At 34.1% G+C, this 20,383-nt stretch carries 18 protein-coding genes and 1 pseudogene; 6 read left to right on the top strand and 13 right to left on the bottom strand.

Features of this window, described 5'->3' with window-relative positions; all coding sequences use genetic code 11:
• Nucleotides 1-327: 327 nt before the first annotated feature.
• Nucleotides 328-918: a HupE/UreJ family protein gene (locus ACU1LP_RS05760; RefSeq protein ID WP_445735810.1), complete on the bottom strand. Its 591-nt coding sequence runs from the start codon at nucleotides 916-918 to the stop codon at nucleotides 328-330.
• A gap of 34 nt (nucleotides 919-952) precedes the next feature.
• Entirely contained in the window at nucleotides 953-1,924 is a 972-nt protein-coding gene (locus tag ACU1LP_RS05755) for an NAD-dependent epimerase/dehydratase family protein (RefSeq protein ID WP_445735809.1), read from the bottom strand.
• A 202-nt stretch (nucleotides 1,925-2,126) separates the two neighbouring features.
• Here ACU1LP_RS05755 and ACU1LP_RS05750 point away from each other — a divergent pair, with 202 nt between their 5' ends.
• On the top strand, nucleotides 2,127-2,645 hold the full coding sequence (locus tag ACU1LP_RS05750; RefSeq protein ID WP_445733054.1) for a hypothetical protein: 519 nt from the start codon (nucleotides 2,127-2,129) through the stop codon (nucleotides 2,643-2,645).
• A gap of 68 nt (nucleotides 2,646-2,713) precedes the next feature.
• Here ACU1LP_RS05750 and ACU1LP_RS05745 read toward each other — a convergent pair whose 3' ends face one another.
• Entirely contained in the window at nucleotides 2,714-3,427 is a 714-nt protein-coding gene (locus ACU1LP_RS05745) for a hypothetical protein (RefSeq protein ID WP_445733055.1), read from the bottom strand.
• 178 nt (nucleotides 3,428-3,605) lie between these two features.
• Here ACU1LP_RS05745 and ACU1LP_RS05740 point away from each other — a divergent pair, with 178 nt between their 5' ends.
• Complete coding sequence (locus ACU1LP_RS05740) at nucleotides 3,606-4,073, top strand: CBS domain-containing protein (RefSeq protein WP_445733056.1); 468 nt, start codon at nucleotides 3,606-3,608, stop codon at nucleotides 4,071-4,073.
• 2 nt (nucleotides 4,074-4,075) lie between these two features.
• Here ACU1LP_RS05740 and ACU1LP_RS05735 read toward each other — a convergent pair whose 3' ends face one another.
• Both ACU1LP_RS05735 and ACU1LP_RS05730 read right to left on the bottom strand, forming a co-directional pair.
• Nucleotides 4,076-4,426, bottom strand: coding sequence for a hypothetical protein (locus tag ACU1LP_RS05735; RefSeq protein WP_445733057.1), 351 nt, complete (start codon nucleotides 4,424-4,426; stop codon nucleotides 4,076-4,078).
• 114 nt (nucleotides 4,427-4,540) lie between these two features.
• Nucleotides 4,541-4,672 carry a hypothetical protein gene (locus ACU1LP_RS05730; protein WP_445733058.1) on the bottom strand — a complete coding sequence of 44 codons (132 nt, stop codon included), beginning with the start codon at nucleotides 4,670-4,672 and terminating at the stop codon, nucleotides 4,541-4,543.
• Between the two features lie 646 nt (nucleotides 4,673-5,318).
• Between ACU1LP_RS05730 and ACU1LP_RS05725 the strand changes: the two are divergent.
• The 3 genes and pseudogenes from ACU1LP_RS05725 to ACU1LP_RS05715 all read left to right on the top strand — a co-directional run bounded on the left by ACU1LP_RS05725 (nucleotide 5,319) and on the right by ACU1LP_RS05715 (nucleotide 8,079).
• A pseudogene (locus tag ACU1LP_RS05725) lies at nucleotides 5,319-6,239 on the top strand (IS1595 family transposase).
• Complete coding sequence (locus tag ACU1LP_RS05720) at nucleotides 6,232-7,344, top strand: virulence RhuM family protein (protein ID WP_445734368.1); 1,113 nt, start codon at nucleotides 6,232-6,234, stop codon at nucleotides 7,342-7,344. The pseudogene ACU1LP_RS05725 and the gene ACU1LP_RS05720 overlap by 8 nt, the downstream one beginning before the upstream one ends.
• A 402-nt stretch (nucleotides 7,345-7,746) precedes the next feature.
• Nucleotides 7,747-8,079: a single-stranded DNA-binding protein gene (locus ACU1LP_RS05715; protein WP_445735808.1), complete on the top strand. Its 333-nt coding sequence runs from the start codon at nucleotides 7,747-7,749 to the stop codon at nucleotides 8,077-8,079.
• Between the two features lie 55 nt (nucleotides 8,080-8,134).
• Here the strand turns inward: ACU1LP_RS05715 and nadB are convergent, their stop codons facing one another.
• From nadB to ACU1LP_RS05700, 3 genes are all read right to left on the bottom strand, one after another.
• Nucleotides 8,135-9,694, bottom strand: a complete 1,560-nt coding sequence (nadB, locus tag ACU1LP_RS05710; RefSeq protein WP_445735807.1) for an L-aspartate oxidase — start codon at nucleotides 9,692-9,694, stop codon at nucleotides 8,135-8,137.
• Between the two features lies 1 nt (nucleotide 9,695).
• On the bottom strand, nucleotides 9,696-10,622 hold the full coding sequence (gene nadA / locus ACU1LP_RS05705; protein WP_445731665.1) for a quinolinate synthase NadA: 927 nt from the start codon (nucleotides 10,620-10,622) through the stop codon (nucleotides 9,696-9,698).
• 604 nt (nucleotides 10,623-11,226) lie between these two features.
• Nucleotides 11,227-13,056, bottom strand: a complete 1,830-nt coding sequence (locus tag ACU1LP_RS05700) for a hypothetical protein (RefSeq protein WP_445731664.1) — start codon at nucleotides 13,054-13,056, stop codon at nucleotides 11,227-11,229.
• A 470-nt stretch (nucleotides 13,057-13,526) separates the two neighbouring features.
• Here ACU1LP_RS05700 and ACU1LP_RS05695 point away from each other — a divergent pair, with 470 nt between their 5' ends.
• Nucleotides 13,527-16,115 carry a phosphoenolpyruvate carboxylase gene (locus ACU1LP_RS05695; RefSeq protein WP_445735806.1) on the top strand — a complete coding sequence of 863 codons (2,589 nt, stop codon included), beginning with the start codon at nucleotides 13,527-13,529 and terminating at the stop codon, nucleotides 16,113-16,115.
• Nucleotides 16,116-16,414: 299 nt separating this feature from the next.
• Here the strand turns inward: ACU1LP_RS05695 and ACU1LP_RS05690 are convergent, their stop codons facing one another.
• From ACU1LP_RS05690 to ACU1LP_RS05670, 5 genes are all read right to left on the bottom strand, one after another.
• Entirely contained in the window at nucleotides 16,415-17,320 is a 906-nt protein-coding gene (locus ACU1LP_RS05690; protein ID WP_445731662.1) for a geranylgeranylglycerol-phosphate geranylgeranyltransferase, read from the bottom strand.
• A 54-nt stretch (nucleotides 17,321-17,374) separates the two neighbouring features.
• On the bottom strand, nucleotides 17,375-18,304 hold the full coding sequence (locus tag ACU1LP_RS05685; RefSeq protein WP_445734752.1) for a mevalonate kinase family protein: 930 nt from the start codon (nucleotides 18,302-18,304) through the stop codon (nucleotides 17,375-17,377).
• Between the two features lie 271 nt (nucleotides 18,305-18,575).
• Complete coding sequence (locus ACU1LP_RS05680) at nucleotides 18,576-18,698, bottom strand: hypothetical protein (protein WP_445735805.1); 123 nt, start codon at nucleotides 18,696-18,698, stop codon at nucleotides 18,576-18,578.
• 17 nt (nucleotides 18,699-18,715) lie between these two features.
• On the bottom strand, nucleotides 18,716-19,846 hold the full coding sequence (locus ACU1LP_RS05675) for a diphosphomevalonate/mevalonate 3,5-bisphosphate decarboxylase family protein (protein ID WP_445734277.1): 1,131 nt from the start codon (nucleotides 19,844-19,846) through the stop codon (nucleotides 18,716-18,718).
• A gap of 3 nt (nucleotides 19,847-19,849) precedes the next feature.
• Nucleotides 19,850-20,383 carry a DUF1697 domain-containing protein gene (locus tag ACU1LP_RS05670; protein WP_445731659.1) on the bottom strand — a complete coding sequence of 178 codons (534 nt, stop codon included), beginning with the start codon at nucleotides 20,381-20,383 and terminating at the stop codon, nucleotides 19,850-19,852.

The following is a 20,383-nucleotide window of genomic DNA, read 5'->3' as shown; positions in this document are numbered from 1 at the left end:
TCTATAAAAGCAAGCAAGGCCATAGAATCAAACAGTTATGCCAAAATGCAGCGTAATGGGAAATTTGTCGTACACCCTATCAATTAGTTACGATTTAGTCTTTATTCTTTTCCCTATGAGCTGTCTTGAAAAACAAAATTAATAAATAAAAAACAGAAACCACTTGATAGTTAACACAGAATCTATCGGGACTAACAGCGAAGCGGTCTTGATTCTTTGTATTAAATGAAAAAATAGCAATCATCTTAATTTTACCCATTCTTCATTTTGAAAATAATAAAGTAATTTTATATGGTTATCATCTTGCTCGAAGATGAAGCACATATATCAAGATAAAAATTCACTATTTAGTATCATGGGAATAACCAAACCGACTACAATGGCTGAAATTACCATAATCCAATCGCGTTTGTTAAACCTAAAAATAGTTTGCATGATATAACCAAATAGCAAGACTGAAAATACGATAATGATTTGGGACAGCTCGATGCCCAGAGCAAATTCAAGCAGTAATACTATTTTATTATCTGAGTCGCCCAAAAGCATTTTAAACTCGCGGGCAAAACCCAAACCGTGTATTAAACCAAAGAACAATGTCGATAAAAACAATATGCCAACCTTTTCCTTTTGGGCGCCTTTACCCGATGTAAACACGTTAAAAAGTGCCACAACCAATATGGTTATCGGTATTAAAAACTCCACCATGGATGCCTTAACGCTTACAATATTATATACTGCTAAAACGAGCGATAAGGTATGGCCCAATGTAAACATGGTAACCAATAAAAGCACGCGTTTCCAGTCTTTGAATAGGTAGGGCACCGTTAATACAATTAGAAATAACAGATGGTCATAAGCCTTTACATCCAGTACATGATTAATGCCATATTGTACGTTAAACCAAAAATTTTCCAGCATAATAATTAAGATTTAGGGGTCGCCGAATATACAATTAATTAAATTCCTTTAACGCTGCACTATACTTTTTATTGAGTTGCAAAAGCATCTCTTTGGTAATATCTTCCAGTTTAAATGCATGTTTCCATTTCCAATCTTGGCGTGCATAAGCATCATTGATGCTTTTTGGCCAACTGTCCGCTATATCTTGCCGGTAATCGGGCGTGTATGAAATCCGAAAATCCGGGAGGTGTGTTTTTATGGATTCTGCAACCTCGTGGGGTGTAAAACTGATGGCAGCCAAATTATAGGACGATCTTATTTTTATGGCATCATTACTAGCGGCCATAATATCTACGGTCGCTTTAATGGCATCGTCCATAAACATCATGGGCAATTCGGTTTTTTCACTTAAAAAACAATCATAAAAACCATCGGTTATGGCTTTATGGTAAATTTCAACCGCATAATCGGTGGTGCCGCCCCCCGGTAAAGTTTTCCAACTGATGATACCTGGGTAGCGCAAGCTTCTCACATCCACGCCATATTTATTATGATAGTATTCGCACCAGCGTTCGCCCACCTGTTTGGTAATACCGTAAACGGTTGACGGTTCCATAACGGTATACTGTGGCGTATATTCTTTTGGGGTGGTAGGTCCAAAAACGGCAATGCTTGATGGCCAAAATACTTTTTTTATAAACTTTGCCCGGGCTAAATTCAGTACGTGGAACAACGATTGCATATTCAAATCCCAGGCTTTCATAGGGAATTTTTCTCCCGTGGCACTTAACATGGCAGCCATTAAGTAAATGGTATCGATTCCATATTTTTCAACACACACTTTTACGCTTGCGTAATTTTGCGCATCAACAATTTCGAAAATACCTGAATTTACAATATCTAAATTACTATAACTTATATCGCTTGCAATAACCTGGTCATGCCCGTACAACTGCCTGAGTTTGAATGTTAATTCCGAACCTATTTGTCCGCAAGCACCAATTATTAATATTTTAGACTTCATTTAAAACAGTATTGATAAATAATATTCAAAAATAATAAGTTTTTATTGATAATATCGTATTTTAAATTTGAAATATTTTTCACTTAACACTTAATTAAGATTTCTTTTTTTAATGGAACGAACAAACTAAAGTCTGTTGTTTTGTTTTTGTTTAAAAAAGAAACTAATCTTATATCTTTGTCATTATAGATAAATATAAGCTATGAACATTAAATTTTTAAGTCTGATAAGCCTATTTCTCATGCTTTTTTCTTGTAAAAAGGATCAAGAGAACACTGATTTAATTGCTAAAAAAGGCACTGATAGTCGAGAAATTACTGCCAAAGACATTTCAGAATTTAGATATACCGATTATATTTTGGATGATAGAACGGAGGAGACGATTGCAAACTGGAATGAATACAAACAACTTCAAGAGGTAGTGGATAATGTAAAAAAAGGGGATTTAAGTTTTTTCGACAATAACAAAAAAGAGGTAAGAGAATTACTTGTAAATTTAAAAAAAAACATACCGCCTCAAGTTAATACGTCTGCCATTTATGCACGATTGACTGCTTTGGAAACTAAACTTTATAAATTGGAAAGTCTTTCAAATTTGTCCACGACTTCCAAACCAGAACTCATTGGAATTTTAAAAGAATCTTTAGTGGCTTTTTCAAACTTGAATTTACAAATGAACAAGAAATTGGAAGGTGACCATATAATTATTGAAAAGCCCTAATGGTTTGGTTTATATAAACAACGGCAAGCATTTAAAAATGCTTGCCGTTGTTATTGTTTAATGTTTTGCTAATTTTTAGGTTGCGCTGCCTGGGCTTGTAACATTTGCTTTTGTCTTAACAATTCGTTTTTTGTCAAGTTAATTAAATTAAAGTTTGGCGATACTTTTAGGGTAGCATCCAAAATATCTACCGCTTTATCAATGTTTGCCTTTTTGTCCTTATTGTAAGTAGAAAGGGCATTTAAGTACATAAAAGCCGATTTTAACGAAACCTCATAAGGCGTTTGCGTTTCGTAAAATGCTTTTTTCATATCGTCTTTAGCATTTGCCAAACCATAAGCAATGTGTTGGTCTGCCTCGGCCAATTTTTGCGTTTGTAAATAAAGTTCTGCCAGTTCATACGCCACCAAAGCATTCGGGTTTCTTTTAAACATGGCTTCAAACTGCCCAATGGCCAATTCTGGTTGTTTTACCGCTTTTAAAGAAACCGCCTTTACTTCAATAGCAATGTCCGAATCATCTAACAATCGGTCATAACCAATAGTGTTAAGTGCCTGCACATACTGGTTTTCACTCATGTAAATATAGGCCAAGGTGTCTTTTCTGGCTTGGGAAGGCGCAAGAATATTTAAATGTGTCATACCATTTATAATGCCTTGAATATCTCCCTGTTCCTTCATTTGCTTATAATAAGCTTCATAATGTTTTAGCAAATCGGTGTTACTTTGTGCATTCAACATACAACCACCTACAAATAACCATAATGCGAAAAATTTTTTCATTTTTTTAAATTTATTTTGAAGTGCTAAAACTATAAAAAATTAACACTTAAACTCTTAAAAGAATGCTAATTATTTTAATGGCCCATTAACAATTGATTATTTTAAATGACGAAAAAGCAGATTCTTTAGGAAAACTTAAAAAAATTAAGTACTTTAGGATTTACTAAACCAAATAATTATGGGAATTAAAAGCTTTTTAGCCTCTAGAAAAAACCAGCAAAAGACCACAATAGAGGTGCCTCTTAAGGTTAGCGATTACATGTCTACCAAACTGATAACCTTTAAATCTGAGGACCATATAGATAAAGTTATTGATTCTTTAATCAAATATAGAATTTCTGGCGGCCCGGTGGTAAATGACAAGCATGAATTGATTGGAATCATTTCTGAAGGCGATTGTATTAAACAAATAAGCGAAAGCAGGTACCACAATTTGCCCATGACCAATAATACCGTTGAATCTTGTATGGTAAAAAATGTTGATACCATTGATGGGAATATGAATATTTTTGACGCTGCCCAACAGTTCTTGGAATCTAAGCACCGGCGTTTCCCTATTGTTGAAAATGGGAAGTTAGTGGGCCAGATTAGCCAGAAAGACATTTTAAAAGCAGCCCTCGCTATGAAGGGCGATACTTGGAAATAGTATTAACCCTCACGTTTTACCAAAGCAAAATAGTCGCCCTCTAAGGGCAGATACCCTTGGTCGTAAACAAAGTAATATATGGTGCCTACTTTGGTGGTGTAGATGCTTGTGAAGTAATTAAAATCAAAACCCGACTCAATCAATTTTGCCCGGGATGTTTTTGTTTTCTGTTCAGGGTTGAGCGCTTCTAAAATCCTGTAATTTTTACGAAGCCTGTTATTGGTGTTCCTAATCAGGTTTTTACTGTCTTTGTTTACATTGTTGTTATAGGCATTTCTGCACCCATCACTACAGAATTTTTTATCAATTCTTCCAACAATTTTTTCTCCGCATTCTAGACATTCTTTTGGCATGGATACTTGTTTTTATGTAAATATAAGCAGGGAACTATATACTTCTTTAGACTCATTTTTGGGATTTCCGAAAATCAATTCAATTTACAAAAAACTAAGCTATGAAAAAGAGGTTTAGTTTTTTGAAATCCCTAAAATGGAATCTTGAATATTTTTGGTTTTCATTTCCAACCTATCTATACTGTTTTTTAATTCTCGTTGTTTCTGTTCTATGGCTTCTATTTCTATGGTATTTTTTGAGTTCAAACTATTTATTTTAAGTGTTATTGCAAGTATAACGACAATTAACGATAGTATTGGAACAATAATCTGAACGAAGTTTTTAAACCAGTTTGTAATTATCGTATTGTTTTTTGTTAGGCATTTCTTTTGTGAAAATGATGATAATCCTTTTTGCGTAGAAGCCAAACCAATTACCTTTATATCTGTAAATTGAACTTCTTCATTTTCAAATAGTGGAGAAAAATAATTTCACACTTTTCCTTATTACAGTTTAATTTTTCTTGCAGTTCTTCAAAACTAACACCTAAAACAAAGTTACTACCGACTTTAGTAGTTCCAAATTCGATTATTTTAGAAGATAATATTTCTAATGTTTTATGCCTTTTCCTATTATAATTCACATTTATTTTGTTCAATTAGAACTTTTTTACATAAGTACATGACAAAAATTGAAACATACATTTTAAATGACTGATTGTCAATAGCTCTATAATATTTGGCGTTTCAGACCTGTCAGGTTTTTAAAACCTGACAGGTCTTGATTTCAGTAGGCTTAATAGAGTTTAATAAATGTTAATATAATTTTTTGTCATGTACTAAACTTTTTTACACTAAATATTTATTTATTGTGTAAATAACTTCCATATTTGATATATCAAATTCCAATACAATGTTCAACAAAGAAGTAAAATCAGTTTTAGATCTAATAAAAGCCTTTCCAACAGAGCAGTCTTGTATAGACCATTTAGAATTATTACGTTGGAGCGGTAACGTTGTAAGTCCGTTTGATGCTACTTCTAAAGTATATGACTGTAAAGGAAATAAATATAAATGTAAAAACACAGGAAAATACTTCAATGTTAAGACAAATACCATATTTGATAATACAAAAATGGAATTACAAAAATGGTTTCTTGCTATTTGGTTGGTTACTTCACACAAAAAAGGCATTTCATCACTTCAATTAGGGCGTGATTTGGGTATTACTCAAAAAAGCGCATGGTTTATGCTACAACGTATCAGAAACTGTTTTGGATTGGATAATAACGACCAATAAACGGTGAAGTTGAAATGGATGAAACTTATCTAGGCGGTAAAAACGAAAACAGAAGTGCATCTAGAAGACGTGATAAATCAGAATAAATGATAGAGCATTATAAAAAATCTACTGTTTTTGGAATGATACAAAGAAATGGCGAAGTAAGAGCAATGCACGTTGAAAATGCATCAGAAATAGCTTTATTGCCTGTTATTTATCAAAACATAAGCGTAGAAACCAAAGTTTACACAGACCAACATAGAAGCTATTCTACATTAGAGCGAGTTTATGACCACAAAACAGTAATGCACAGTAGAGGGGAATATGTAAGAGGTTAAGGTATCAACAAACCCAATAGAGAGTTTTTGGGCGTTGTTAAAACGTGGTATTTACGGGATATATCATTTCACATCTAAAAAACATTTGCACTTTTACGTTGATGAATTTGTGTTTAGACATAATACTCGCAATGGTTCTGAAAACGATAGATTTAATTTACCTTTGTGTAGTATTGAGAAGAGAATAATTTATAAAGAATTGATAAATGCATAGTTTAGAAAATACAGACTTCATGTTTTATTCTTCGGGTAATGGAACAACCAATATCCAAGTAATATTAGATGATAAAAACGAAACGGTTTGGGTATCTCAAAATAGCATGGCTGAAATTTTTGATGCTTCAAAACAAACTATCAGTTATCACTTAGGTAATATATATAAAGAAGGGGAATTAAATAAATTTTCAACTGTCAAAGAAATTTTGACAGTTCAAGAAGAAGGTGGAAGAGATGTGCAAAGAAATATTGAATTTTATAATCTTGATGCAATTATTTCAGTAGGTTATCGAGTTAGTTCCCAAAAAGCAACAATGTTTAGGATTTGGGCCAATAGTGTTTTAAAAAATTATTTAGTTAAAGGTTTTGCTATCGATGATGATAGACTCAAACAAGGTAAGAATCTATTTGATAAGGACTATTTTGATGAATTAATTGAAATAGTTAGGGAGATACGCGCTTCCGAACGCAGATTTTATCAAAAAATAACTGACTTATATGCAACAGCTATAGATTATGACTCACAAGCACCAATAACACGATTATTTTTCGCTACTGTGCAAAACAAATTAGAGTATGCAATAACACGCCATACTGCACCAGAAATTGTAAAATTAAGAGCCAACTCTAAAAAACCTCACATGGGTCTGACTAGTTGGAAAAACGAAAAAAAAGGTGGTAAAATCATGAAGTCTGATGTTGGAGTTGCTAAAAATTATCTTAAAAAAGAAGAAATTAGTGAATTGAACACACTAGTTAATATGTATTTAGATTTTGCTGAGTTACAAGCAAAAAGAGGTGTTACAATGAATATGGATGGTTGGGCAAATAAATTAGATTCATTTTTAAAATTTAATGAATATGATTTATTGGATGATGCAGGTAAAATCAGAAAGGATGTAGCTAAAAAATTCGCAGAAAAAGAATATGAAAAATTCAGACCTATTCAAGACAAAGAATTTAAATCTGATTTTGATAAAATGGTAGAAGGTATTAAAAAAGGTGAACTCCCGAAGGAAAAATTGAAAATAGAACAGCCTTTGTCTGAATTTAATAAAAATATAAAAAAAGGACGAAATTATAACCCAAAGGACGAAAAGTAACTATTGATGTTAGTTAGAATTAATAGTGGAATCCGTCACGCTTATTGATAAATAAGGACCTAATTTGATTATTTAATCAGCAAGAAGCTTATTCTTGGATACTGCTGAATTAGTGGCGGTCAATGGAATAGATTAGACAACTTATAATTTCAAAAAAAGCACATTTTTTAGTGCGAAATTAAACTTTGTTGTTTAGTGTGAACTTGTATATAGTTCCCTTTAAACAAAAATCATTATCCATTTACAAACGACTACAAACATTTACAAACGAATTTAAGCATTTATCAACCGAATAACATTTTGAAACTGTGACATCTTTGCAGTGTCGAATTAATGCTGGATTTTTTTCAGTAACATAAGAACTCGATAGCATTAACTGTTTAACCATAAAAATTTAAAAACATGAACACACTTAGAAACAAAGTACAGTTGATTGGTAACCTAGGAAACAACCCAGAAATCATCAATCTTGAATCGGGCAAAACATTGGCTAAATTTGCTATTGCCACCAATGAAAGTTACACCAATACAAAAGGTGAAAAAATTACAGACACCCAATGGCACAATGTGGTTGCTTGGGGAAAAACGGCCCAAATAATTGAAAAGTATGTAACCAAAGGAAAAGAAGTTGCCATTGAAGGCAAATTGACCTCGCGTAGCTATGATGACAAAGAAGGAAACAAACGCTACATTACCGAAGTAGTTTGTAGCGAACTACTCATGTTGGGAAAATAGATACTTCGTCTATAAAATTGTTTTAAACGAGGGTCCTTTAAAAAGGGAGCCTCGTTTATTTTTTTACATTATCAATATTAAAATACCCCCCTTTATTTTCTTTTCGTTCTAAAGATTGTGTTACAATTAAATGCGACACATTGACCATGTTACGAAGTTCGCAAAGCGAGGCTGTAATTTTTGATTCCTTGTAAAGTTCTTCAACCTCACTGTAAATTAAATCCAAATGCTTTATGGCACGTTTTAAACGTTTATTGCTTCTTACGATACCTACATAATCGCGCATTAATGCTTGCAATTGCTTTAAGTTGTGCTGTATGAGAATATGCTCTTTTTCAATCACAGTTCCTTTATCATTCCAATCTGGAATAACCACGTTTGCAGATTTATACTCGTTTGCACTGTGGTATTTATAAATGTTGTGTGCATACACTAACGCTTCCAGTAACGAGTTAGATGCCAATCTGTTGGCGCCGTGCAATCCTGTTCTTGTACATTCTCCACAAGCAAATAAATTGGCAATGGTAGTTTTTCCGTTTTTATCCACATTGATTCCTCCGCATAAATAATGGGACGCAGGAACCACGGGAATCCAATCGGTTTCTATTTTAATATGGTGCTCTAAACACTTATTGTAAATATTTGGGAAATGATTTTTAAACGCCTCCATATCTAAATGGGTACAATCGAGATACACATGTGAATCGCCCGATTTTTTTAATTCGCTATCAATACTTTGTGAAACAATATCCCGTGATGCCAGTTCTGCACGTTCATCGTGATCGAGCATAAACCGATGCCCTTTTTTATTGCGAAGATAGGCTCCGAAACCTCTTACCGCTTCCGATATTAAAAAGGATGATTCTCCTTTTACTTGGTATAACGCCGTTGGATGGAACTGTACAAATTCCATATCTTCAATGTGCGCTTTTGCCCTGTAAGCCATGGCAATTCCATCGCCTGTTGCAATAATGGGGTTGGTAGTATGCCCGTAAACACAACCAATACCACCTGAAGCTAAAAGCGTACTATTTGCTTTTATAGTGAAAATAGTTCCTGTTTTTTGATCGAAAACATACGCGCCAAAACAAGCTATGTCTTCTGATTGAAGGTCTTTAACATGATGGTTTGTAACCAAATCTATCGCAAAATGATGGGGTAAAATAGTAATGTTCGATAATTGATGTGCCCTTTTAAGTAAAGCGCGTTCTATCTCAAAACCCGTAATATCCTTGTGGTGAACTACGCGATATTCAGAGTGCCCCCCTTCTTTTCCCAAATCGAATTCACCGCTGGAATCCACATCAAAATTGGCCCCCCAAAGCATGAGTTCTTCAAATCGGTCGGGACCTTCTTTCACCACCATTTCTACCACCTCTTTATCGCAAAGGCCATCGCCCGCAATTAAAGTGTCTTCAATATGTTTTTTAAAAGAATCTTTTTCTTTATTTAAAACAACCGCAACCCCGCCTTGTGCATACTTGGTATTCGATTCGTCCTCATTTGCTTTGGTAACGATTACCACATTCCTGCCAGGAAATTTTTCTGCGATCTTAACCGAAAAGGTTAAACCCGCAATCCCCGAACCTATGACCAAATAATTTGCTTCAATCATATTATTTTGATAGTTCTAACATGCGTTCAATAGGCAAAAGCGCACGCTTTCTTATATGTTCCGGAACTTCTATTTGAGGGGTTTCGTTCAATAAACAGTTGTACAGTTTTTGTAGCGTGTTCATTTTCATAAAATGGCATTCGCTACAAGCGCAGGTGTTATCTTCTTTTGCAGGGGCAGGTACCAACTCTGTATTGGGCATTTCCAATTGCATTTTATGTAAAATTCCAGCTTCGGTAGCTACAATAAATTTTTCCTTGGGATGGGTTTTTACAAAATTTATCATCCCAGAAGTAGAACCAATGTAGGTTGCCGTGTTTAAAATGTGCGTTTCAGATTCTGGATGCGCTATAATTTTATAATCGGGATGCTTTTTGTGCAAAGCGATGAGTTTATCAATAGAAAAAGCTTCGTGCACAATACAACTACCATCCCAAAGCAACATATCCCTACCTGTTTGACTGATGATGTATTTACCTAAATTCTTATCTGGCGCGAATATAATAGGGGTGTCTTTAGGAACAGAATTAACAATTTTCAAAGCGTTGGATGATGTACAAACAATATCGCTCAAAGCTTTTATTTCCGCAGAACAATTCACATAAGTAATAACAATATGGTCTGGGTGCGCTTTTGTGAATGCTTCAAAAGTATCGGGCGGGCAAGAATCCGCCAACGAGCAACCCGCTTTTAAATCGGGCAGCACCACCATTTTTGTAGGATTTAATATTTTGGCGGTTTCTGCCATAAAATGAACCCCGGCAAATACAATAATATCGGCATCCGTTTCCGCGGCTTTTTGAGACAACTGTAAACTATCGCCCACATAATCTGCTATATCCTGTATTTCGGGCACCTGGTAATAATGTGCAAGAATTACGGCATTTTTTTCCTTTTTAAGGCGGTTTATTTCTTTTACTAAATCCATCGGTTTAATTAAGCTTGCAGTTTTTTACACAACAAATGTGCCTTGTTCAAATCAATTATTATACAAATATCTTAATTATAATCTTATGGAACTGATATTAACAATAAAAATGAATTAGAAATTAAAGAGATATTATCTTTTTATTAAATTTTTAAGTTCTTTTTAAGTAACAACTAAGACACGATCACACTTTTATTTGCCACGAATGCACGAATCAAACTAAAAATCGCTATAAAAATAATTGTCACGAATAAAAAAATCTATAGATTTTTTAAAAATTTGTGTAGATGTTTGGTGTATTCACTATAATGAACTTATCTTGACTATTTCCATCTACTGAAACCTTCCGGCAGACATGAATGGCAGAAATTCCCCAATATTTTTTCTATTTTCTTGTGCTAAGCGATGCTATGCTTCTCAATAATAGTCTCATCAGAACATCCCGATAGATTCTAGGGGGATTATTTTAAAAACAAAAAATCAAGATGGATTAAATAAAAAATTAGTGCATTTGTGGCTTTTTTTAAACAGAGTATGAGTTTACCCTGGCAAGGGCTTAATTATTTGATAAAATTAAAAATACCTTATAAATTACATATAAATACTAAACAGCTATTTGGTTTTTCTGGTTTTCAATAGACAGATTTTGAATTTCTAAACTTATTAAACCTAACGTTTTTTCACCGTTTTCCAACTCGTTTAAAACGGCATCTTTTATTTCTTGAAACGCACCTTTTAATTCGTTGAACATCGACTTGTAATATAAAATACCTTCGTTTAAATTGTTGGTAAAGGTTTGTAGATATTTTTCTTCTTTAGCAGTCATGGCTGTTCTTGCGTCTTCCAACTTGTTTTTTAAATAATCTATATAAATGTAAAGTTCTTTAATGAATATATTTGGACGGTCGGTTCTTGAAATCATATTATCTCTTCCGTAAATATGATCGGTCATGTTCTTTAGGCTCATAATTTTTGAATAGTACGCCATATTTGGGCCTGGGCAAATGGAAACCCCCGTTCCTTCTACCTTGGTATCTAAATTATAAGCTAACAGTGCCGAAGTTCCCAAACCAACGCAGGTACACGATTTTTCGGTTATTTTATTAAAAGCTTTTTCATATTCTTTTAATGGCAAGTCTTCCGTATCCAACGCTTTTATTTTTAAATGTTGGTACTCTCTGGAAGCTGTACAAAGCCCAGATTCTTTAAATTCTTTATTTAAAGCTACAAACTTTTTAGGGCAAGAACTTCCTGGTCTTCCTTTATTTATTAATACTTCTTTATCTAAATCTTTAGTATTCGCTCTAAGATTGTTAAATGGCACACCTAATGGCGAAATATCGCTTAAATACAAGTCTTCTTCTTTGGCAAGCACTAATTGATTCATGGTTTTTTCATCAACAGTTGTTGCTTCTGGCACCAATAAAAAGGGGGTCCCCCAACCAATAGAGTCCAGTTTATATTCATTCAGTAAAAATTCATGCTCCTCATGGGTGCCAACACCGCCTTGAGCCGATAATTTTATTTCCAAAGGTTTTTTTGAAGTGATGCGTCCTTGGTTTTCCAATTCTTGGTTTACCATGGCTTCGATACTGCTTCTTAATTCCTCTCTTTTTTCTTTAAATTCAGCCAAAACAGGCCCTAATAAATAACCGTCGGTTGCAAAGGCATGACCTCCACAATTAAGTCCGGATTCTATTCTATATTCAGATACCCACAAGCCTTTTTTAGCTAAAAATTTACCTTGAATTAAAGCCGACCTATAATCACTCACTTTTAAAATAATTTTTTTTGGAAAAGTACCTGCTTCCGTTGGATAAAAATCGTCAAACTGACCCATATAAGCGTACAAACGTGGATTCATTCCTGCCGATAATACCACTGAAGATTGTAATTTACTATTCGCAAAACCGCGTAAAGCGGCATGTGCATCATTATACTCAACGGGTAATTTTTCGCCTTTTATATAGTTGTCTTTATCAACTTTGGTCATGATATTCACATCGATACTCCCTTTGGTCAAGTTTTCTGAAATCCAATTCTTAATTTCAGAAACATGAAAACCTTTTTCCGTAAGTTTATGAAACTCTTCTTTAATGGCTGAACCAGAAGGCATCATATTGAAATACGCTTTTAGGGCTTCGCTTTTTTCATTCGATGCATTTTTTAAAGCTTCAAATTTTTTATCGACCAAATCGCTCATCATATTCAAATAGGAGGTGATTCGTTTTGCTCTAAAATCATCAATTTTATCGGTTATTTCAGTGTATGGAATTTCAAACTTTTCGCTGTACATTTTCCTTAATTTCTCCAGTAAAATATCGTCTACCAATGAGATTACAGAATCGATTCCGTACTGTGCCACTTTTAAAGGCGAATCTATGGTAAATCCAATTCCCATAACAGGAATGTGGAACGTATGTGTATTTTTCATCTGTATTCTTTTATTGTTTTTTATAGGTCAGATGCTACATCCATTTAGCATTGTTCTTGTGTGAGAAAACTTTAGTCATGGATGTTTCATCTGCTTTACATTTAAGATTAAAGAAATTGTCCTTAATCACCACTGATAATATTCAAAATGCTGTTATAGGCAATTGCACTTTATTTTGAACGTTTTTTTAATAAAATAAAAATGCGAAGTTACGGCTTAAGCAGTATACCAAAATATGATATTTGTCATGTTTTCAAATAGCGGCCTGTTGGTTAGAAAAAAAACAAGTTGGTTTTAAAAATGAAATATCCAACAACTTTAATTATAAAGATTAAGATTAAGTCGCCATTTTATTTAATTATTCACAATTAGGAATCGTTAAATGACAAAAATCAATAAAATTTTGTAAAGTCGGCAATCTTTAATTTAGCTTCCTTACTTTTATGGTTAATTTCCAATAGAATTCCCTTATGTCTGTAGAACCAAAACTAACACGATTTAAACAAAACGTACTGTCTAAATACCAAATATACAACAGTATATTTATGACCTTGCCTTTTGATGCCATTACCAAAACAGGCGCCTTACTCCCTTTATTCCACGAAACTTGCCAAAAAGGTTTTAAAAATGGAGACGACCCCACCACCATTGTAGATACTTTTTTTAAAAAATACCAAGCACGTCGCACAAAGGAAAGCCAAATAAATCTGCTTTTTAGGTTTATACAATATATAGAGCGCCAAGTGGTTTTGTTTGATGCTGTTGAAGATGCCGCATTCCCCATAGTAAACAACATGGAAGGGATTGGCACCTTAAGAAACCTAAAAGAATCGGCTATTTCCAACAATAACCTGGAAGAACTACAAAGCTATCTTGAAGCGTTTAAAGTGCGTATTGTTTTAACAGCGCATCCCACCCAGTTTTATCCAGGTTCTGTACTGGGCATTATTACCGATTTAACACAAGCTATCAAAACAAATAACCTGTCGGAAATCAATAATCTGTTTGCCCAATTAGGAAAAACACCGTTTTTTAAACACGAAAAACCAACACCTTATGACGAGGCAAAAAGTTTGATATGGTATTTGGAAAATGTTTTTTATAAATCTTTTGGGGAAATTTATAATTACATCCAACAGAATATTTATGACGACACAAAAAAACACAACGAAATAATTAATATTGGTTTTTGGCCGGGGGGCGACCGTGACGGAAATCCGTTTGTAAAACCAGACACGACCATTCGTGTAGCGAAAAAACTTAAACAAGCCATACTGAAAAAATATTATGCCGATTTAAAAAACTTAAGGCGTAAGCTTACTTTTAGAGGTGTTGAAGAGCGCATAATAAGTTTAGAAACCATTTTGTACAATTGTAGCATCAATTTGGATTACCCACAAGCGATATCGGCAAAAGAATTGCTTACTGAATTATTGAGTATTAGAAACGTTATTGTTGAAGAATTCCAATCACTTTATGTTACCGAAATAAACAGCTTGATTAACCGAATCCATTTATTTGGATATAATTTTGCAACCTTGGATATTAGGCAAGACAGCCGTATTCACCATGCCGTTTTCACAACGGTCATTGATCATTTGATCAGTAGAGGAGATACATCATTCCCGAAAAATTACCATGATTTATCGGAAGCTGAACAAATTAAAATTTTATCGGAAGTTAAAGACATCAGTATTGATATTGATGTGTTTGAAGATGAAATGGTCCATAACACCTTAAAAACCATTGAAGCCATCAAGGAAATTCAAGAAAGCAATGGTGAGCGTGGCGCCAATAGATATATTATTAGCAACAACCAAACCGCTTTAAATATGATGCAACTTTTCGCCATGCTTAAAATAGTGGCGTTTAAAGATCATTTACCGGTTGATGTGGTACCGCTTTTTGAAACCATTACCGATTTAGAAAATGCCCCTGCCGTTATGGAACAGCTATATACCAACCCAGTATATATGGCACATTTAAAAAGCCGTGGCAACAAACAAACCATCATGCTCGGTTTTTCCGACGGAACAAAGGACGGTGGTTATTTAATGGCTAACTGGGGTATTTACAAGGCTAAAGAACTGCTTACCAAAATGTCTAGAAAACATGATATAACTGCCATATTTTTTGATGGCCGCGGCGGACCACCAGCAAGAGGCGGTGGAAAAACGCATCAGTTTTACGCATCGTTAGGGCCCAATATTGAAGACAAGGAAGTACAGCTTACCATACAAGGGCAAACCATTAGCTCTAATTTCGGGACTTTAGATTCATCGCAATACAACTTAGAACAATTAATCAGTTCTGGGATGTTTAATAGAATGGGGAAAGAAAAGCTGGAAATGGCTAAAGAAGATAGAATAGTGATGACCGATTTGGCGGAAACCAGTTACCAAGCCTACAAAGATTTTAAAAGCCACCCGATGTTCATCCCGTATTTGGAACGCATGAGTACTTTAAAATATTATGCTAAAACCAATATTGGGAGCAGGCCTTCAAAACGAGGTAATTCTGATAAACTGGTTTTTTCAGATTTAAGGGCCATTCCTTTTGTGGGGTCGTGGAGTCAATTAAAACAAAACGTTCCCGGGTTTTTTGGCGTTGGTACGGCATTAAAAAAATATGAGGAAAAAGGAGAATTCCAGAAAGTGGAACATCTTTATAAAAACTCTAAATTCTTTAAAACCTTGTTGGAAAACAGTATGATGAGTTTAACCAAATCATTTTTCGATTTAACCAAATACATGTCCAAAGACGAAGAGTTTGGCGATTTTTGGAATATCATTTATGCAGAATACATCACTACCAAAACCTTGTTATTGAAACTTACGGGCTATAAAGAGCTTATGGAAAACGAACCTTCTGGAAAAGCCTCCATTGAAGTTAGGGAGTCTATTGTTTTGCCATTGCTTACCATACAACAATATGCACTTAAAAAAATTCAGGAATTAGAAAAGGAAGATGTTAAAGACGAAGAACAAATTAAAATATTTGAAAAAATAGTGATGCGTTCTTTATTCGGAAACATTAACGCTAGTAGAAATTCTGCGTAATCACTAAGATTAACTGTAATATAAAAGGCTGTCTGGAATTTCCAGACAGCCTTTCTGCTTATAAATGTTTCAAGATAAAAACTTAGCTTAAAGCATCTCCGGCTTTCCTCCAGTTTGTATTTCCTCGAGTACGGTGGCTAAAATCATTTGCAGTTTGCGTTATACGCTTTGCGTCTTGGCGAGCTAAAAAGGGCGGAAAAATAAAAAGATTTCTTTAAGTCAGTTAATAAAGAGCAGTATTTTATTGTTGCCAATGGTTTGACTTTAAAATACCATCAATTAAACTACAATTTACAATTTTATAAAATCCTATGGAGCAACACATTCACATCTATCAATAAAATGCTAAAAACGCCTAAAACGATTATAAATTTTAAAATATTATGAAGCCATAAATAGTGTATTTTGCTTTTTGATTTCCAAAGTAAAATCACAAAAACCCCAATCAAAACGATGCTTAAATAAAAATAAAAATACATATAACCAATTTCAAACTTATACAAAAGCAAATAACTTGGGACCCATGTTAACAATGCTAAAATTGTAAGCATTTTTTTTGAAATGCCTTCGCCATAAACCACGGGGATGGTATGGTAATTTTGGGTTAAATCGCCTTTAATGTTCTCTAAATCCTTGGTAAGTTCTCGCATCGAAATAAGCAAAAACAAGAAAATGGCATGTACAAAAATAACCGTCTCAAAATTTTTGTAATACATAAAAATGGCGAAAAATGGCGTAATGGTTAAAATGGCCGAGGTTAAATTACCTATAAAAGGCAACTTTTTTAGTTTATGTGAATAAAACCAGATTCCAAAAATATATAGGGAAAAGAAGATTACCGCCCTAAAAGACACATAGCTTGCCATAACAACCGCTAAAATATTTAGAACAAAATAAAAAGAAAGCTTCGTGTTTTGGCTTACCAACTTATCTAAAGTCGATTTAAAGGGCCTATTAATTAAATCCTTTTCTGAATCGTAGAAATTATTGATAATATACCCTCCAGCAATAGTGGCAGCGGAAGCCAAAACCAACATGAATAAATTAACATCCAAAACCACCTGCCTTAACGGTTTATCGTGTGCTAAAATATAAATAGATGCTAAGTATTGAGCTATTACTATAACAAGAATATTATAGCCTCTAACCACAGAAAACAGGCTAAAAAACTTAAGAAGTATGTGTTTTTGTTTTCTGGAGAGCATTGAAAGACTTGTTTTGATGGGATCCTGAAACAAGTTCAGGATGACAAAAAAAGTTTAAAAATTATAAACAACCTCTAGTTTGTAATCTTTTAACGAGCGTTTTGCTTTGTCTATATCTTTAGTAAATCCTAAAATATATCCGCCACCGCCAGAACCACACAATTTTAAATAGTACTCGTTGGTTTCAATACCTTTTTTCCAAAGCTCATGGAACTGGACTGGAATCATCGGTTTGAAATTGCCCAACACGACTTTTGATAGTTGTTTGGTGTTTTTGAACAAGGATTTTATATCGCCTTTCAAAAAATCGTCCACACAAGCATCGGTGTGTTTAATAAACTGGTCTTTTAGCATCTTGCGGAACCCTTCCTGCTTCATGTTTTCCATAAAAATACTTACCATGGGCGCCGTTTCGCCAATAATACCGCTATCCAATAAAAACACCGCGCCTTTGCCATCGGCTTTTTGCGAAGGAATGCCTGTAGCTTCAATATTATCTTGTGAATTGATAAGAATTGGAATACTCAAATAGCTGTTTAAAGGATCTAAACCCGATGATTTTCCGTGGAAAAAAGATTCCATTTCAGAAAAAATCGATTTCAAAGTCAGTAATTTTTCGCGGGTTAAATTCTCTAAAACCGTAACCTTATTATGTGCATAATTATAGTAAATGGCCGCAACCAATGCCCCGCTACTACCAACACCATACCCTTGGGGTATTGACGAATCAAAATACATGCCCGCTTCTACATCGGTTTTAAGTGCATTGATATCAAAAGTTACCAAGGCTGGACGAATGGTTTCAAGATACCCCACGAAACGCTTTAAACTTTCATTGGATTTTTTAGCAACTTCAGAAGGATTTTTATCGGTTTTTAAGGCACCATTGTAAAAATTATAAGGAATGGACAATCCTTTGGAATCTTTAATGATTCCATATTCGCCAAAAAGTAGGATTTTAGAGTAAAATAATGGTCCTTTCATTCTTTTTAATGAAAAATTAATAATGCAAAGTTAATGATTATTCTTTAGATGTTTTTACAATACTAACCAATAATCTCAACATTTACTGCGTTTTAGGTTTATATTTTTCAAATTCTTCCAAAGTTAAAAAATCAGTTGCGTGAAGTAAATCTATCCAATAATCCGTTTCATTTGTTTATTTTAAGCTGATGGACATTTTACTTGTGAAGTCTGGCTTTACTTTGTGCAAATTCGGCTTCTCTAACTTTTGCGCCGATGGACGTTCCTGATTTTAATAGTTGCCTTGACAGACATATTCCTTTTTATTGTATGCCAAATGCTTGTATAAGTTTACGATAGCTACTGCAAAATCAAAACTTTTGTCTTTAATAATGTTGCTTTCATCTGTTTTCAATTTTCAATTATTCATTCTTAATTCTTAATTAATCGAGCCCCGAAACCAATTTGGTCGCAAATATAATGCCCGTTTTGACACTGTGCAACTAATTCATTTTTAATGAATTCTAAAATTTCAGAAGTTTCATTTTTTGGATACAACACGTGCACGTTTGCGCCAGCATCCAAAGTGAAACTGATGTGCAAACCGGTTTCTTGCCTGAACTTCCATATTTTATTGATGATTTCCAAAGTATTTGGTTTCATTAAAATGAAATAGGGCATACTGGCCATCATCATGGCATGTAGTGTGAGGGCCTCACTTTCAATCAACGCTATAAAACCATCCAAATCGCCGGATTCCAATATGGTTTTTAACTTTTCAAGGTTGTCATGTGCCTGCTGAAACCTGTTTTTCGCATACGTATGGTTGTGCATCAAATTATGCCCAACCGTACTGCTTACCTGTTTTTTACCTTTATCGACCAGTAAAATAGTGTCTTGGTACGCTTTGAAAACATCATGTATTTTATAAGGATATTTTACCCCGAATAAATTGCTGCTTCCTTCAATTGAATTGGTTTTTCCCCAAACAATTAAATCGCCTTCAATGCTTCTACAAGCAGAACCCGAACCCAACCGCGCTAAAAAAGATGCTTTTTGGTTGAAGTATTCGTTACTGGAAGATGTCTCGTCCCGATAGCAATCGGGAGCGCTCGACGGGACAACTTTTTCAATTAATTGTTTTTCCACACTCATTAAACACAACGCCAACGCGCTCATGCCACTTGCCGATGATGCAATACCCGAACTGTGTGGAAACGTATTTTTGGTTTCAATTTTGAACTTATAGTTTCTTAAAAATGGCAAATAAACTTCAATACGTTCAAAAAAGGTCTGGATTTTTGGTTTGAAATCGTCTTTCTTCTCGCCATCTAAATACACGTCGAACTCAAAATTAGAAGTATCTTTTTTTTTAGAAAAAGTCAATGTTGTAATGGTTTTACAATTACTGAGCGTAAAACTTATGGATGGGTTTTCAGGTATTTGGTCTTTCTTTTTCCCCCAATATTTTACCAACGCAATGTTACTGGGCGATTCCCAAGTTATTTTTCCACTTTCTAAAGTATTTGGATATGGCAGTAGTATAAAGTCTTGTTCAGTCATTTCTTAATTTTCAGCAGACAAAGATAATAACTTTACCATGGTATTGTAGTTTCTTGCGGTTCCTGAAACCTTTAATTTTCGTTCGTATGAATTCATATTGAATTTTGTTTTCCCATAACCCGTTGAACAGTAAAAATAAAGACCATCGTTTTTTATGATGATTTCTTCATTATCATAAGTCAATAAATCCACTTCAGCAACCAAATGACTTTCAGGAATATTGCTGAGCAGTATGAAATAGCTTTTTTCTTTTTTTTCTTTTGAAAAAGGACAACCGTCAAAAATGGTTTGCAATTCCTTATTTGTTTTTACTATCACGGAAACTTCAAACCCAAAATGTGAAGAAATAAGATTTTGAATTTTTATTTCCAATTCGGATGCTTTTTTTGAAGATTGAAAAACAATGTTTCCGCTTTGAATATAGGTTTGAACGTTTTGAAAACCTGCATTGGCCAACAAATCGCGCAATTCTGCCATGGGGACCTTTTTATGTCCGCCAACATTGATGCCTCTTAAAAGTGCGATGGAAGTTTGCAT

The organism is Mariniflexile sp., assembly GCF_052728615.1.
Note: the sequence above shows the minus strand (reverse complement) of the source record. Positions and strands in the feature narration are given on the sequence as shown.

Coding starts and splice junctions, on each gene's coding strand:
- nadB (WP_445735807.1), bottom strand. CDS start 9,694: ATGATTGAAGCAAATTATTTGGTCATAGGTTCGGGGATTGCGGGTTTA.
- ACU1LP_RS05700 (WP_445731664.1), bottom strand. CDS start 13,056: ATGAAAAATACACATACGTTCCACATTCCTGTTATGGGAATTGGATTT.
- ACU1LP_RS05690 (WP_445731662.1), bottom strand. CDS start 17,320: ATGCTCTCCAGAAAACAAAAACACATACTTCTTAAGTTTTTTAGCCTG.
- ACU1LP_RS05755 (WP_445735809.1), bottom strand. CDS start 1,924: ATGAAGTCTAAAATATTAATAATTGGTGCTTGCGGACAAATAGGTTCG.
- ACU1LP_RS05745 (WP_445733055.1), bottom strand. CDS start 3,427: ATGAAAAAATTTTTCGCATTATGGTTATTTGTAGGTGGTTGTATGTTG.
- ACU1LP_RS05720 (WP_445734368.1), top strand. CDS start 6,232: ATGCATAGTTTAGAAAATACAGACTTCATGTTTTATTCTTCGGGTAAT.
- ACU1LP_RS05750 (WP_445733054.1), top strand. CDS start 2,127: ATGAACATTAAATTTTTAAGTCTGATAAGCCTATTTCTCATGCTTTTT.
- ACU1LP_RS05685 (WP_445734752.1), bottom strand. CDS start 18,304: ATGAAAGGACCATTATTTTACTCTAAAATCCTACTTTTTGGCGAATAT.
- ACU1LP_RS05670 (WP_445731659.1), bottom strand. CDS start 20,383: ATGCAAACTTCCATCGCACTTTTAAGAGGCATCAATGTTGGCGGACAT.
- ACU1LP_RS05760 (WP_445735810.1), bottom strand. CDS start 918: ATGCTGGAAAATTTTTGGTTTAACGTACAATATGGCATTAATCATGTA.
- nadA (WP_445731665.1), bottom strand. CDS start 10,622: ATGGATTTAGTAAAAGAAATAAACCGCCTTAAAAAGGAAAAAAATGCC.
- ACU1LP_RS05740 (WP_445733056.1), top strand. CDS start 3,606: ATGGGAATTAAAAGCTTTTTAGCCTCTAGAAAAAACCAGCAAAAGACC.
- ACU1LP_RS05735 (WP_445733057.1), bottom strand. CDS start 4,426: ATGCCAAAAGAATGTCTAGAATGCGGAGAAAAAATTGTTGGAAGAATT.
- ACU1LP_RS05675 (WP_445734277.1), bottom strand. CDS start 19,846: ATGACTGAACAAGACTTTATACTACTGCCATATCCAAATACTTTAGAA.
- ACU1LP_RS05695 (WP_445735806.1), top strand. CDS start 13,527: ATGTCTGTAGAACCAAAACTAACACGATTTAAACAAAACGTACTGTCT.
- ACU1LP_RS05715 (WP_445735808.1), top strand. CDS start 7,747: ATGAACACACTTAGAAACAAAGTACAGTTGATTGGTAACCTAGGAAAC.